The sequence below is a fragment of the Xylanibacter rarus genome, from assembly GCF_001275135.1.
GTDB classification, from domain to species: Bacteria; Bacteroidota; Bacteroidia; order Bacteroidales; family Bacteroidaceae; genus Prevotella; species Prevotella rara.
The window spans coordinates 60,001-74,942 of record NZ_LFQU01000014.1; the positions used below are offsets into that span (position 1 = coordinate 60,001).

At 44.8% G+C, this 14,942-nt stretch carries 12 protein-coding genes; 4 read left to right on the forward strand and 8 right to left on the reverse strand.

Going from position 1 to position 14,942, the window contains the following annotated elements; all coding sequences use genetic code 11:
• Positions 1 to 699: 699 nt before the first annotated feature.
• The 4 genes from lysS to ACU52_RS08410 all read left to right on the forward strand — a co-directional run bounded on the left by lysS (position 700) and on the right by ACU52_RS08410 (position 5,782).
• Positions 700 to 2,442 carry a lysine--tRNA ligase gene (lysS, locus tag ACU52_RS08395; protein WP_021854169.1) on the forward strand — a complete coding sequence of 581 codons (1,743 nt, stop codon included), beginning with the start codon at positions 700 to 702 and terminating at the stop codon, positions 2,440 to 2,442.
• Positions 2,443 to 2,551: 109 nt separating this feature from the next.
• Entirely contained in the window at positions 2,552 to 3,547 is a 996-nt protein-coding gene (locus ACU52_RS08400) for an NAD(P)H-dependent glycerol-3-phosphate dehydrogenase (protein ID WP_053398469.1), read from the forward strand.
• A gap of 22 nt (positions 3,548 to 3,569) precedes the next feature.
• Positions 3,570 to 4,928: a glucose-6-phosphate isomerase gene (locus ACU52_RS08405; RefSeq protein WP_053398470.1), complete on the forward strand. Its 1,359-nt coding sequence runs from the start codon at positions 3,570 to 3,572 to the stop codon at positions 4,926 to 4,928.
• A gap of 119 nt (positions 4,929 to 5,047) precedes the next feature.
• Positions 5,048 to 5,782 carry an inorganic diphosphatase gene (locus tag ACU52_RS08410; RefSeq protein ID WP_053398471.1) on the forward strand — a complete coding sequence of 245 codons (735 nt, stop codon included), beginning with the start codon at positions 5,048 to 5,050 and terminating at the stop codon, positions 5,780 to 5,782.
• A gap of 133 nt (positions 5,783 to 5,915) precedes the next feature.
• Here the strand turns inward: ACU52_RS08410 and ACU52_RS08415 are convergent, their stop codons facing one another.
• The 8 genes from ACU52_RS08415 to ACU52_RS08450 form a co-directional block, all read right to left on the reverse strand.
• The gene (locus ACU52_RS08415; protein WP_053398472.1) at positions 5,916 to 6,773 is read right to left on the reverse strand and encodes an enoyl-ACP reductase FabI; all 858 of its coding nucleotides are present in this window, start codon (positions 6,771 to 6,773) and stop codon (positions 5,916 to 5,918) included.
• 186 nt (positions 6,774 to 6,959) lie between these two features.
• A complete protein-coding gene (locus ACU52_RS08420; protein ID WP_021854174.1) occupies positions 6,960 to 7,277 on the reverse strand; it encodes a heavy metal-binding domain-containing protein in 318 nt (105 codons plus the stop codon).
• 77 nt (positions 7,278 to 7,354) lie between these two features.
• A complete protein-coding gene (mnmA, locus tag ACU52_RS08425) occupies positions 7,355 to 8,443 on the reverse strand; it encodes a tRNA 2-thiouridine(34) synthase MnmA (protein WP_053398473.1) in 1,089 nt (362 codons plus the stop codon).
• A gap of 703 nt (positions 8,444 to 9,146) precedes the next feature.
• On the reverse strand, positions 9,147 to 10,583 hold the full coding sequence (locus tag ACU52_RS08430; RefSeq protein WP_021854177.1) for an NADH-quinone oxidoreductase subunit N: 1,437 nt from the start codon (positions 10,581 to 10,583) through the stop codon (positions 9,147 to 9,149).
• 15 nt (positions 10,584 to 10,598) lie between these two features.
• Positions 10,599 to 12,104 (reverse strand): complex I subunit 4 family protein, encoded by a 1,506-nt coding sequence (locus ACU52_RS08435; protein WP_053398474.1) that lies wholly within the window; start codon positions 12,102 to 12,104, stop codon positions 10,599 to 10,601.
• A 15-nt stretch (positions 12,105 to 12,119) separates the two neighbouring features.
• Positions 12,120 to 14,099, reverse strand: a complete 1,980-nt coding sequence (locus ACU52_RS08440; protein WP_021854179.1) for an NADH-quinone oxidoreductase subunit 5 family protein — start codon at positions 14,097 to 14,099, stop codon at positions 12,120 to 12,122.
• Positions 14,100 to 14,105: 6 nt separating this feature from the next.
• Entirely contained in the window at positions 14,106 to 14,414 is a 309-nt protein-coding gene (gene nuoK, locus ACU52_RS08445; protein WP_021854180.1) for an NADH-quinone oxidoreductase subunit NuoK, read from the reverse strand.
• Positions 14,415 to 14,420: 6 nt separating this feature from the next.
• Positions 14,421 to 14,933 (reverse strand): NADH-quinone oxidoreductase subunit J family protein, encoded by a 513-nt coding sequence (locus ACU52_RS08450; RefSeq protein ID WP_021854181.1) that lies wholly within the window; start codon positions 14,931 to 14,933, stop codon positions 14,421 to 14,423.
• Between the last annotated feature and the right edge of the window lie 9 nt (positions 14,934 to 14,942).

Here is a 14,942-nt window from a genome sequence, read left to right on the forward strand (position 1 = left end):
CAGAATGTAAGAATACCGGCTGCATTCCGCACAAAACGTAAGTTGACTGTATGCACTCTCAGGCAGACAAAATAGCAAACGGAACGGCAGCACACGTGCCATTTGAGCGCGGAAAACGACCATTTTCAGTCTAAAATCAGGCATCAGCCATGCTAAAACATAGCTTTTTGGGGGATAAAACAATATAAATCGTCATATAAAATACTACATATTAAGGCGTAAAAGGCTACCTTTTAGAGTGCAAAAGGTGGCCTTTTGCATTATATAAGACATCGCCAAACTGCACACTTTGCATAACATTGGCAGTATACCGTTGGCATACTGCACTTTACGCATGCACACTTCATACTGCGATATTTACGCAAAAAAGATTTAGAATACAGAATTATGCAGTATGAGAGCGTCATGAAAAATCAAAAAGAAAGCAAAAAGCGGAAAATGCGAACCACACGCAACACTACGCCGAAGGACAACATCACCTATTTAAGATATTTTTGAGATATTCTTCAAAATAACGTCCCTATATTCCAAAATTCTTTGTATTTTTGCACAAGCCAAACAACATCTTTTCAGACAAAAGTCTTTTGTCTGCATTAGGTCCAGGTTGTTTACCGTATGAAAAGTCTGCTCCGCTGACAGACCTATCAGTCACCGTAAGCGAGAAGACTTTGCATTCATCAAAAAAGAACAATTCTAAGTATGAACGTTTTAGAACTAAGTGAACAGGAAATTGGCAGACGCCAAAGTCTTCAGGAGCTGCGCGATATGGGAATCGACCCGTATCCTGCCGCCGAGTATCCAACAAATGCTTTCTCAACAGACATTAAAGCGGAATTCAAAGACGAAGAGCCGCAGAGAGAGGTGTGCATAGCAGGCCGCATGATGAGCCGCCGCGTAATGGGTAAAGCATCTTTCGCCGAGATTCAAGACTCAAAGGGAAGAATACAGGTTTATATCACACGCGACGACATCTGCCCCGGCGAAGACAAAGACATGTATAATAAGGTCTTCAAAAGACTGCTCGACATCGGCGACTTCATCGGCGTTAAAGGCTTCGTATTCAGAACACAGACAGGCGAGATAAGCGTACACGCACAGAGCCTGACACTGCTGTCGAAAAGCTTAAAGCCGCTGCCTATCGTTAAATATAAAGATGGTGTGGCATACGATAAGTTTGAAGACCCGGAGCTGCGCTACCGCCAGCGCTATGTAGACCTCGTTGTCAACGACGGCGTGAAGGAGACATTCCTGAAACGTGCCACCGTGTTGAGAACTCTGAGAAACTCTCTCGACGAGGCAGGATACACTGAAGTTGAAACCCCAATACTGCAGTCTATCCCAGGCGGAGCATCTGCACGCCCGTTCATAACCCACTTCAACGCGCTGAACGTTGAGATGTATATGCGTATCGCAACAGAGTTGTATCTGAAACGACTCATTGTAGGAGGATTCGAAGGTGTTTACGAAATAGGCAAAAACTTCCGCAACGAAGGTATGGACCGCACTCACAACCCCGAGTTCACCTGCATGGAGCTGTACGTACAGTATAAGGACTACAACTGGATGATGTCGTTCACAGAGCAGCTGCTTGAGAAAATATGTATAGCCGTAAACGGAAAGCCCGAAAGCGTGGTCAACGGCAACGTGATAAGCTTTAAGGCTCCATACCGCCGTCTGCCTATCCTTGACGCCATCAAAGAGAAGACAGGATACGACCTCAACGGAATGGACGAGGACCAGATACGCGAAGTATGCAAGAAGCTCAACATGGAAATAGACGACACCATGGGCAAAGGCAAGCTGATAGACGAGATATTCGGCGAATTCTGTGAGGGTACATTCATACAGCCAACATTCATCATCGACTACCCTGTAGAGATGTCTCCTCTGACAAAGATGCACCGCAGCAAGCCCGGACTGACAGAGCGCTTTGAGCTTATGGTAAACGGCAAGGAGCTTGCCAACGCATATTCTGAGCTTAACGACCCGATTGACCAGGAGGAAAGATTCATCGAACAGATGAAACTAGCCGACAAGGGTGACGACGAAGCAATGATCATCGACCAGGACTTCCTGCGCGCGCTGCAGTACGGAATGCCGCCTACAAGCGGTATCGGCATCGGTATCGACCGTCTGGTTATGCTCATGACAGGCGAAATGTCTATCCAGGAAGTGCTGTTCTTCCCGCAGATGCGCCCGGAGAAAAAGGCTCCGAAGAGCACCGTTGCAGAATGGCAGGCTATTGGTGTGCCTGAAGAATGGGTGCCCGTGTTCAACAAATGCGGCTATAATCTTACATCAGACATCAAGGATGTTAATCCGCAGAAACTGCAAATGGACGTATGCGGAATAAACAAGAAATACAAACTCGGCTACGAAAATCCCAAAGTAGACGATTTTGCGAAATGGATTGAGAACGTAAACAATTCTGATAACGAATAATTCTTATGCGGTGACACACCGGCAGGCCGTAAAGTCTGCCGGCTTGTCACCGCAATGCATAAATACATTTTATGCACGGATTATAAACAATAAATCATAAATCGAAAAGATGTACGATTGCGGAAGAATAGCAGTTATTGGCGGCGGAAGCTGGGCTACCGCCATTGCCAAGATTGTGGTGGGGCACACACATCATTTAGGATGGTATATGCGCCGTGACGACCGCATTGAAGACTTCAGGAGGCTCGGACACAACCCGGCATATCTTACAAGCGTTCGCTTCAACATTGACGAAATAGAATTCTCGAGCGACATCAACAAAATCGTTCAGGCATACGACACTCTTATATTCGTTACACCTTCACCTTACCTCAAGAATCATCTGAAAAAGCTGAAGACACGAATTAAAGACAAATTCGTAATTACCGCAATAAAAGGTATTGTGCCTGACGAGAACCTGGTGTGTTCAGAATATTTCCATCAGGTTTATGATGTTCCTTACGAAAACTTGGCATGTCTTGGAGGTCCGTCGCATGCCGAAGAAGTGGCTCTTGAGCGTCTTTCATACCTGACTGTAGGATGCAGCGACCGCGAAAAGGCACTGGCGTTCTCTGAGATACTAGCCAGCGAATTCATCAAGACTAAAATCAGCAGCGATGTTATCGGCATTGAATACTCGTCTGTGCTGAAGAACGTCTATGCAATTGCAGCAGGAGTATGCAGCGGCCTTAAGTATGGAGACAACTTCCAGTCGGTACTTATGTCAAATGCTGTACAGGAGATGTCGCGCTTTCTCAAGACAATACATCCTATAGACCGTAACATAACCGACTCAGTTTATCTTGGCGACCTGCTTGTTACGGGATATTCCAACTTCTCGCGAAACCGCACATTCGGAACAATGATCGGCAAAGGATACAGCATAAAGAGTGCTCAGATTGAGATGGAAATGATTGCCGAAGGCTATTTTGGCACAAAATGCATGAAAGAGATTAACCGCCACTGCCATGTAAACATGCCTATCCTTGATGCCGTTTACAACATTTTGTACGAACGCATATCTCCACAAATTGAAATAAAGCTATTAACCGATTCTTTCAGATAAGAATCACAAAAATCAATAAGCAATGAAAAATATCACATTAGATGTATCTAAAGCCGTTCAGTTTCTTAAAGAAGGAACAGTAAAAAATTATGAAGCTAAAGTAAAAGAGGCACAAGAGGCTCTTGAAAACGGCACTTGCCCTGGCAATGATTTCTTAGGCTGGCTACATTTGCCATCATCTATAACACCTGAATTTCTGAAAGAAATACAAGACTGCGCAAACACTTTACGCGAAAACTGCGAGGCTATTGTCGTTGCAGGTATCGGCGGAAGCTACCTTGGAGCACGTGCAGTGATTGAAGCCTTGAGCAACTCTTTCTCATGGTTAATCGGCGACAAGAGCAACCCAACAATTCTTTTCGCAGGAAACAACATCGGCGAAGACTATCTGTATGAGCTGACTGAATATCTTAAGGACAAGAAATTTGGCGTAATCAACATATCTAAATCAGGAACAACAACAGAGACGGCCCTCACATTCAGACTGCTGAAGAAACAATGCGAGGAGCAAAGAGGCAAAGAAGAGGCAAAGAAAGTCATAGTTGCCGTTACTGATGCAACGAAAGGTGCTGCAAGAGCAGCTGCCGACAAGGAAGGTTACAAGACATTTGTTATTCCAGACAACGTAGGCGGACGCTTCTCTGTGCTCACTCCTGTAGGTCTTCTGCCAATAGCATGTGCTGGATTTGACATAACAAAACTTGTTGAAGGTGCAGCCGACATGGAAAAAGCCTGCGGAAAGGATGTTGCCTATGAAGAGAACCCTGCTGCCGTTTATGCTGCTGTACGCAACGGACTTTATGATCAGGCAGGCAAGAAAATCGAAATAATGGTTAACTACCAGCCCAAACTGCACTTCATCAGCGAATGGTGGAAGCAGCTGTTCGGCGAAAGTGAAGGTAAAGACAACAAGGGTATATTCCCTGCTTCATGCGACTTCACGACAGACCTTCACTCTATGGGACAGTGGATTCAGCAGGGCGAACGCTCAATATACGAAACTGTTATCAGCGTTGAAGAGCCTGCAAAGAAACTCCTCTTCCCTAACGACGAGGAAAATCTTGACGGTCTGAACTTCCTTGCCGGCAAACGTGTTGACGAAGTGAACAAGATGGCAGAGCTCGGAACACGCCTCGCACATGTTGACGGAGGTGTGCCAAACATCAGAATTTCAGTTCCCGTGCTGAATGAATACTACATCGGACAGCTTATCTACTTCTTTGAAAAAGCCTGCGGTATAAGCGGCAATATATTAGGAGTTAATCCGTTTAACCAGCCCGGTGTTGAGGCTTACAAGAAGAATATGTTTGCCCTTCTTAACAAACCCGGATACGAGGAAGACAGCAAGGCAATAAAGGAACGCCTCGCAAAAGAGAAATAATTATATCCGGAAAAGCCATGAGCGATTCATGGCTAAAGGACTAAGAAGGTACGCTAAAAGCGCAAAATAAGCGCAAGTAAATCTGCGTATGTGCGTATAATCAAACTATATGACATATTATGTTTGAAAAAGAAATTAAACAATATCTAGAAAGACACGGCTTTGAGGCTTTTAAGCCCAAAGCCGTTCTTTTTGACATGGACGGAGTTCTATATAACAGCATGCCCTTTCATGCTGTCAGCTGGCATAAGTCGATGGAGAGGTTCGGACTGAATATCTCACCGGAAGAAGCCTACCAATATGAAGGGATGAGGGGTGTTGAAACGATAAAGCTATTGGCCAAGCGCCAATGGAACAAAGAACTGACAGACGAAGAAGCCGCCAACATGTATGAAGAGAAATCAAACGAGTTCAGAAAATGCCCCAAAGCAGAGAAGATGGATGGCGTTGAAGAACTTATGAGAAAAATAAAAACTGACGGTCTGAAAATTGTTGTTGTAACAGGAAGCGGACAAAGAAGTTTGCTGGAAAAATTAGAAAGCGAGTTCAACGGACTTATACACCATGAACTGATAATCAGCAGCTTTGACGTGAAACACGGAAAACCCAACCCAGAGCCCTACCTATGCGGACTGAAGAAGGCGGGCGTCATGCCGTGGGAAGCCATTGTTGTTGAAAATGCTCCCCAGGGAGTAAGAGCCGGAGTTGCTGCCAACGTATTCACCGTTGCCGTAAACACAGGTCCGCTGCCACAAAAGATGCTTGCAGACGAAGGAGCCAACTTGATATTTGAAAGCATGCCTTCATTCAGGGATTCGTGGGATCTACTAAGCGAAAACTGGAAAAACCGATAACGAAAAACAAAATACCGCAGGACCAGAATAACTGTAAAGAACAAAAAATCTTTAGTTGGCAAACATAAATAAAAGGACAATACCCACATGGGCATTGTCCTTTCGCATATAATAGTACTGTTGAAAAAACGTATTATCCGTAGATTATCTTTCCGTTTTCATCTTCATAAGGAGCAAGGTCCTTAGCATACTGGTTCATGGCACGAAGGCTCATACCCATAGAAGAGAATCCACCGTCATGATAAAGATTCTGCATTGTCACCTTACGTGTGAAGTCAGAGAACATCATTACGCAATAGTTTGCACACTCTTCAGCATCAGCGTTGCCGAGCGGAGACATCTTGTTGGCAAAATCCATGAGGTTGTCCATGTCCTTAATTCCCTTACCTGCTGTAGTAGGTGTAGGTGACTGAGAGATTGTGTTGATGCGGACATTCTTCTCACGTCCATAAATATATCCGAAGCTGCGTGCTATGCTCTCAAGCATGCTCTTGGCATCTGCCATATCGTTGTAACCGAAGAATGTACGCTGAGCTGCAACATAAGTGAGGGCAACCACTGAACCATACTCGGCAATGGCATCCTGCTTCTTGGCAACCTGCAACATTTTGTGGAAAGAGATGGCAGAAATGTCGAGAGTCTTCTGCAGATAATTGTAATCAAGATCGTCGTATGTACGGTGCTTACGCACGTTAGGACTCATTCCGATAGAATGGAGCACGAAGTCGATTTTTCCGCCAAGCAGCTGTACAGACTCGGCAAAAACCTTCACCAAATCCTCAACACTTGTAGCATCAGCTGCTATGACAGGAGCGTTGAGCTGCTTGCTCAGCTGATCAAGTGTACCCATGCGCAGCGCCATTGCTGTGTTGCTCAAGGTTATTGAGGCGCCTTCTTCTACAGCCTTCACGGCTACTTTCCATGCTATGGATTCTTCATTAAGCGCGCCGAAAATAATACCGCGCTTACCTTTCAACAAATTGTGAGTCATCTTTAATTTATTTCTTTGATTTAATTTTAGAGTGCAAAGTTACAACTTTTACACAAAATAGGCAAACATTTAAAGTTAAGAATTATTAGCACAAGCCACTTGACGGCTTACAAACTCATTACAGAATAAGCAGCCGTCATAAAAATCAATAAAGCAAAATTGGCTATAACGCCACTGACATACAGCCTAAAGAATCACTGCTGTTCCGCTGCACGACACCATAAGCATTGAGCCTGACTCGCCTACGGTTTCATAATCGAGATCAATACCGACAACGGCATTGGCTCCAAGAGCCTCGGCACGCTGCGTCATCTCTGCCAGCGCATTGTCTTTAGCCTTGCGCAACACTCCCTCATAAGAGCTGCTACGGCCTCCGAAGAAATCTCTGACGCCTGCCAGAAAATCCTTAAACACATTGGCACCTACAATAACCTCGCCCGTTACTACGCCGAGATACTCCCTTACAGGTCTGCCTTCAATGGTCTGAGTTGTTGACAATAACATAATCGTATGATTTTTCTGTTACACATTTCTTTCCTTTACATCAAGATAATTGCTGACGACAATATCCGTGGAGCGAGCTATTCGCTCCATGAAATCTCAGCACTGCCGAAACATTTGTGATGGTCTTCATCATAAACCACACAGAACTGGCCGGGAGCAACACCTTGTATAAGATGTTCTGAATGCACCACATATTCTCCATCTGCCTTACGTTCGAGCCTTGCCGGATGATATTCGGGCGTATGACGTATCTTGAACGTTACGCTTACCTCACCGGCATCGCCCCAAGGATTGCATGTAAGGAAATGGAAATCATGTATGCTGAAGTCTTTCTTATAAGCCGTAAGCGGCTCATATCCCTTACTTACATAAAGTATGTTCTGCTTCATGTCCTTCTTGACCGCATACCAGGGTCCGCCTCCGAAACCGAGTCCGTGGCGCTGACCTATAGTGTGAAACCACAAGCCTTTGTGCTTGCCAAGCTTCTTTCCTGTCTCCAGCTCGAGCACGTCGCCGGGATTTTCACCGAGATAGCGCCGTATGTAATCATTATAATTTATCTTTCCAAGAAAACAGATGCCCTGACTGTCCTTACGCTTGGCGTTGACCAAATGTTCGCGTTCGGCAATCTCGCGCACCTCTTCCTTCATGTAATGTCCTATTGGAAACAATGCCTTGCGCAACTGCCAGTCATATATCTGGGCAAGAAAATCGGTCTGGTCTTTCACCGGATCAGGACTTGTTACGAGCCACTTCTGCCCGTCTATGATTTCGGTCTGTGCATAATGCCCTGTTGCTATCAAGTCATAATCGTACCCGGCTTTCTGGTCGAAAGCTCCAAACTTTATCAGACGGTTGCACATCACGTCGGGATTGGGCGTAAGACCGTTGCGCACCTTGTCCATAGTATATTTAGTAACCTGCTCCCAATACTCCTTATGACAGTCGATCACCTGCAGCCTGCAGCCATATCTGGCAGCAACGGCTGTGGCCATCTCGAGGTCTTCCTCGCTCGAACAGTCCCACTCCTCTTCTTCCTCGGGACCTATCTTTATATAAAAGCAATCGGGATGCAATCCCTGACGGGCCAACTCATAAACCACCACTGAGCTGTCTACTCCGCCGGAAAGCAGCACTGCAATCTTTTTATCTTTCAGATTCTCCATCGCAAATCATTTTTTCGTGATGCAAACATACATAAAAATAACGACATTCTACGATAATTTACCAACAAATATGAGCTTACGTGCACGAATAATGAGCCGCAACTGCGGCTGAAACATTCTGAACAGAATGGGATATTCAGGAACAATCAGCTTATAGCCCCTTTCCGGTTAAGGGCTCCAGAAGTGGCATGGCGAGAAAATAACAGCCTAAAAGAATGATTTACCGTAAAATCGCACTTCACGCTTAACGCGCTGTATATCAACAGATTAGCCCAAACAAGAAAATATAGCGGGAAATCAGACAATGCAAAAGACCACGTTTTGCATCATAAAAGGGCACATTTTACAATGCAATAAGCCGTCTTTTGCAACGCAAAAGGCTGCTTTTTGCTGCACAAACCAATGTGTTTCAGGCAGAAAACAACAAAAATATGCATGAACAAGCAGGCTGAAGTGCATGAAAAAACGGCAAGAAACAAGAATATTGTGGATTTGTTTTTCTAGAACGGAAAATAATTTTGACAATATTTTTTACCGGCAAATCTATCAGAAATGGACGATTTATAACCAAAGGAAAACATGGGATGCAAGGCAGACATAAATTGAGATGCAAGGCTCTGAAAAACAACATGGCCAAAGACCGGTGTAAAACCATGTCTTTGGCCACGCTTGTTATAATGTTTTTGTCAACTAAACTTCAACATTAAATTGATGCCCATATCCAGTCATAGAAGAAACTGCACACACCGCAAAGAAGCACACCGGCTGTGCAGATGGCAAGAGCCAGTTTTGTGTTGCAGTCGCTCTTGAATGTAGGCAGAGGATTCTCGGCAGACTTGATGTACATTGCCTTAACAATGAGAAGATAGTAGTAAAGACTTATCACTGTGTTGATCAAAGCAACGAACACTACTATGTGAGTAAGTACAGAACCTTCCTCCAATGCTGCCATGAAGACGAAGAACTTGCTGAACATACCTGCAAACGGAGGAATACCACCGAGAGAGAACAGCGCAAACGTCATAAGCAATGACAGTTTGGGGTTAGTTGTATAGAAGCCGTTATATGCATCCATCTTTGTAACACCATTGTTGTTTTCCTCAACAACGCTGATTACGGTGAATACTGCAAGGTTGGCCACTACATAAACCAGCACATAGTAAGACAGGGCAGCTACGCCAAGAGCATTGTCGCCAATAACTGCCAGCATGATGTAACCTGCCTGTGAGATAGAACTGAAGGCCATGAAGCGCTTGAGCTCTTTCTGGCGGATGGCAAACAGGTTGGCAATGGTGATGCTGAGCACAACGAGCACGTACATAACGTAAGTCCAATACGGAGTGAGCGGAGCAAACACCTTCATGAGGATAGCCATGAGTGTAAATGCGGCAGCACCCTTAGAGATTACGCTAAGATAACCTGTAACCGTTGTAGGAGCACCCTGATATGTGTCGGCAGTCCAGAAGTGGAAAGGAACAAGACTGATCTTGAATCCTAATCCGCTCATGAAGAATACCATACCCATTACGTTCATTGTAAGGTTCTGCTTCTGAGCAAGAACTGTTGCAACGTCATCGAAATAGAGAGTACCTACTCCACCATAGATGAACGAAATACCATAAAGCATTATTCCGCTTGAGAATGTAGCAGTAAGGATAAACTTGGCTGCTGCCTCAGCTGAATTATGACGGTATTTGTCGAGCGCAACAAGACATGCCATAGGCACAGATGCCATTTCGAGTCCGAGGAAGAACATCAGGAAGTGGCCGGCGCTCATCATCATGTTCATACCGAGCAGGGTTGAAACAGTTAGCATGTAGAACTCGCCTTCTTTGAAAGATGTATCCTGACGGCTCAGCCACTTACGGCTCTGAATGAGCACGATGAGTGTACCTGCAGCCAGAATAGTCTTCATAACGTTCACAGCCGATGTTGTAACATACATTCCGCCAAATGCAGAAACCGGCTCCTGAGGGAAGATGTTGATAATCACCTGAGCAAGCATCAGAATGCAAACCAGCGGATTGAACCACTTGCGCTCACTGTTGCGCGATGATGCAAAATCGGCAATAAAGACGATAATAAGGATAGCCATCAATGTGGCTTCCGGAATCATATTAAGAAATTGACTGTAATTCATTTTTCTGCTGATTTATTATATTGATGCAATAGCTGAAACATTGTTAATCTGGTCAAGGATTGGTATCATTGCATTGTCGATAACCTCACTGGCCCACAACGGAGCAAGACCAAGTCCTGCTACGCAGAATATAAGGCAGCATACAGCCACGCGCTCATCCCATGTTGCGTCGGTAAGTGTCAGATAATGCGGATCAGCAACCTTCTGATAAAGAATCTTGCCGACAACACGCAAGATGTAGACAGCCGTAACAACAATACTTGTACAAGCTACGATTGTACATGTACGGTGGAACACATCGTTATTAGCAAAAGAACCGACAAAGATTGTCATCTCAGCTACGAATCCTGAGAAGCCCGGCAAACCGAGGTTAGCCAAACCGGCGATAACATAACCCACGCTGAGGAAAGGCATAATCTTCATCAGACCGCCAAGCTTGCGTACGTCACGAGTGTGTGTACGGCCGTATATCATACCGATGAGGGCGAAGAACAAGGCTGTCATCAATCCGTGAGAAAGCATCTGAAGAATAGCTCCTGTGCAAGCTGTCTTGGTCATCATAAGCAATGCGAACAATACAAGACCACAGTGAGAAACAGAAGAATATGCATTGATATACTTCAGGTCGGTCTGAACACATGCAGACAGAGCACCGTATACAACAGAGATTGTTGTAAGGATCAGGAATATCCATCCAAGCTCGTGAGCTGCATCAGGCAGAAGGAACATGGCAATGCGGAAGCAACCATAACCTCCAAGCTTCATAAGCACGCCGGCGTGAAGCATTGACACAGCTGTAGGCGCTGATGCGTGACCGTCGGGGCTCCATGTGTGGAACGGGAACAGTGCTCCGAGAACACCGAATCCGATAAACACGAACGGGAAGAATACCTTCTGAACTTCAACAGGAATATTATGCATTGCTGCAATCTCAAGGATGTTCATCGTGGTTGCACCACTACCGAAATAGATTCCGATAATACCAAGAATCAACAATGCAGATCCGCCCATGAGCATAAGAGTAAGCTTCATTGCTGAATACTCCTTGTTACCACTACCCCATACACCGATAAGAAGATACATAGGGATGAGGGCAACCTCATAGAACATAAACATTGTGAACAGGTCGGTGCTGATGAAGAAGCCATACACACCGGTGCTCAGCAGAGTAAACCACAGGAAGTATTCCTTTGTCATGGGTTTCAGCTGCCAAGATGCAAAAGTACCAGTAAACACGATGATGCTTGAAAGCAGAAGCATAACCACAGATATACCGTCAACACCTACAGAGTAGGCAATGTTCAGCGGCGCAAACCAAGGAATGCTGTATGTGAACAACATCTCGTCTGTGTTGCCTCCAGCACGCATCTGTATGAATGTTACCGTAAGCCAGATTGACAAAATCAAAAGACATGATGATCCTGCAACCATTACGCCACGTACCTGATTAAGGGTGCGGGCCAGCCAAAGACCCAACAGCATCAGTACGGGAAAAACTACAAATAAACTTAATATACTCATTTTACCGGTTTTCTTTTATAGACAAATACATAACAACACTAATGCAATAGCACCTGTGAGGAACCATACTGCATACTGGCGCACGTCACCGCTCTGCCAGCCACGTATGCTTTCTCCGGCTTCATTCGTACCCCAAGCCATAAAGTTCATAGCTCCGTCAACAACATGGCGGTCGAACCATGCCAATGGAGTGCTCACACACTTGAAGATTATCTTATGTGTAACAAACATCCATACCTCATCCATGTAGAAACGCTTGTAAGCTGCACGATGAAGTTTCGGGAACTTACGGGCAAGCATGTCTGCAACAGGAGTCTCCTCACCTTTATACATATAAGTAGCAAGACCGATACCGCATATTGCAAGCACTGTGCTGACTCCTGCAACAAACCAGTTGGTATGTGTGCCGAATGCAACACCGTTGGCAGAAACAAATTCGCCAAACTCAAATACATGCAATGTACCGAAGATACCTACCAACATTGTTATGACAGAAAGAATGATAAGAGGTACTGTCATTGTCAGCGGAGCTTCGTGAGGCTGATGTGCGCCCTCTGCCTTGTGAGTTTCATAATAGCTCTTGCCCCAGAAGATTACATAATACAGACGGAACATATAGAATGCTGTCATAGCAGCAATGCCGCTCATTATCGCACCCATTACAGGTGAGAAGTTATAGCAAGCTACCAAGATTTCATCCTTAGAGCAGAATCCTGAGAAGAACGGTATACCTGCAATTGCAAGACATGAGATAAGGAATGTCCAATGTGTTACAGGCATATACTTACGCAGTCCGCCCATGTACATCTTCTCATTAGAATGAACGGCATGGATGATACAACCGGCACCCAAGAACAGACAAGCCTTAAACATGGCGTGTGTGAACAGATGATACATTCCGGCCATATAACCAAGTCCGTTTGCATCAGCATATTCTGCAGTCATGGCAACAGCTCCTGTTTCAGGATCAGGCATACATACGCCAAGAGCAACAAGCATGAAACCGATCTGAGAAATTGTTGAGAATGCAAGCACACGTTTGATATCGCTCTGACAGCATGCAACAGCTGCTGCATAGAAAGCTGTAAACGCTGCTATATAGGCAACCCAGTGCAAAGCCTCCGGCGCAAACTTGACAAATATCGGGAACAGACTTGCCACGAGATAAACTCCGGCAACAACCATGGTTGCTGCGTGGATAAGAGCACTGACAGGTGTAGGACCTTCCATAGCATCGGGCAACCAGATATGCAACGGGAACATTGCACTCTTACCGGCACCACCGATAAACATAAGGAACAATGCAGTAGGCATAATCCAACCGGCCTGATTGAGCGCTGTCATCTGTGCAGGTGACATCTGAGACAGATCGTAATTAAACGTACCTACATAGAAGCTATAGATAAGAATACCGATAAGGAAGAACAAGTCGGCAAAACGTGTTACGATAAATGCCTTCTTTGAAGCTGCCACTGCGGCATGCATAGGATAGTAGAAGCCGATAAGGAGATAAGAAGAAACTCCCACAAGCTCCCAAAACAGATACATCTGGAAGATGTTTGTAGCTACAACCAATCCGAGCATTGACATTGTAAACAGGCTCAAGAACGCATAGTAACGCTGAAAGCCCTTCTCTCCATGCATATAGCCGAATGAATAGATGTGGACCATCAGGCTGACTGTTGATATAACGATAAGCATCATCGCAGAAATCGGAGTGATGCGGAAACCGATATTAAATGTCAGCAGCTCAGAAAATCTAAGCCATGTAATATCAAATGCCGTTACCGTAGGATAAAGACCTGTGGCAGCGTCTCTTCCCTGAACCAGAAAATACTCAAACGCAGCGTAGTAGCAAAGCACTGTAACAACAGCGATAGAGCATGTTCCGATAAGACCGGCCACTTTATGCGACATCTTCATACCCGCCAATCCGAGTAAAATAAATGTCAGCGCCGGTAACAAGAGTATTAAAAATACAAAACCATAATCCATAACGCACTAATTTTTCATGTTTTCAATACAGTTCACCTGATCACTATTGAAGTTGCGGTAAACATTAATAATAATTGCCACTGCAACAGCTGTTTCCGCAGCACTTACGCCGATGCTGAACAAAGTGAAGAAGAAACCTTCCATCTGTCCGGGGAACAACAAGCGGTTGAATGCTGCAAAGTTGATATCAACAGAGTTGAGAATCAACTCAACAGAAATCAACATTGCAATCAGGTTGCGACGGGTTATAAATCCGAATACACCGATAAAAAACAACAGTGCTGAAAGCACAAAGAAATATTCTACTGGTATCATAAATTATTACTCCTTTCTAGATATTACGATTCCACCAATAATGCAAGCCAGCAAGAATACAGAGATAAACTCGAACGGAAGCACATACTGATATTTCTCAGAACCCATCAAAGTGTTGCCAATGACATTCATTGAAACTTCCTCATCAGGCATCTGCACTGCCATATCGATAAACTTGTTCTTCAAGAACACTGCAACGACCGTAACAAGGCTTATCAAGGTTATAAGCGCGCCAAATACAACGCGGCTACCTTTCAAACGCTCTACAAGTCCCTGCAATGTGCGCTTGCTTACGAGCTGTATTGCAAAAATATAAATCATAGTCACACCTCCGGCATAAACACTTATCTGGGCTGCGCCAAGGAAAGTGTAGTCAAGAAGGAAGTATAAACCAGCAACACCCAAAAGAACGAACAGCAAGAAAGTGGCCGCTCTCATTATCCGCTTTGTCATTACGCACATAAGTGCAGAACCTAAAATGACAACAGCAAGAATTATAAACATTACCATATTAGCCATATCTACGTT

Bases quoted from the DNA above. Each gene is read 5' to 3' on its own strand.
- lysS (WP_021854169.1), top strand. From the start codon at position 700: ATGAACGTTTTAGAACTAAGTGAACAGGAAATTGGCAGACGCCAAAGT.
- ACU52_RS08400 (WP_053398469.1), top strand. From the start codon at position 2,552: ATGTACGATTGCGGAAGAATAGCAGTTATTGGCGGCGGAAGCTGGGCT.
- ACU52_RS08405 (WP_053398470.1), top strand. From the start codon at position 3,570: ATGAAAAATATCACATTAGATGTATCTAAAGCCGTTCAGTTTCTTAAA.
- ACU52_RS08410 (WP_053398471.1), top strand. From the start codon at position 5,048: ATGTTTGAAAAAGAAATTAAACAATATCTAGAAAGACACGGCTTTGAG.
- ACU52_RS08415 (WP_053398472.1), bottom strand. From the start codon at position 6,773: ATGACTCACAATTTGTTGAAAGGTAAGCGCGGTATTATTTTCGGCGCG.
- ACU52_RS08420 (WP_021854174.1), bottom strand. From the start codon at position 7,277: ATGTTATTGTCAACAACTCAGACCATTGAAGGCAGACCTGTAAGGGAG.
- mnmA (WP_053398473.1), bottom strand. From the start codon at position 8,443: ATGGAGAATCTGAAAGATAAAAAGATTGCAGTGCTGCTTTCCGGCGGA.
- ACU52_RS08430 (WP_021854177.1), bottom strand. From the start codon at position 10,583: ATGAATTACAGTCAATTTCTTAATATGATTCCGGAAGCCACATTGATG.
- ACU52_RS08435 (WP_053398474.1), bottom strand. From the start codon at position 12,104: ATGAGTATATTAAGTTTATTTGTAGTTTTTCCCGTACTGATGCTGTTG.
- ACU52_RS08440 (WP_021854179.1), bottom strand. From the start codon at position 14,099: ATGGATTATGGTTTTGTATTTTTAATACTCTTGTTACCGGCGCTGACA.
- nuoK (WP_021854180.1), bottom strand. From the start codon at position 14,414: ATGATACCAGTAGAATATTTCTTTGTGCTTTCAGCACTGTTGTTTTTT.
- ACU52_RS08450 (WP_021854181.1), bottom strand. From the start codon at position 14,933: ATGGCTAATATGGTAATGTTTATAATTCTTGCTGTTGTCATTTTAGGT.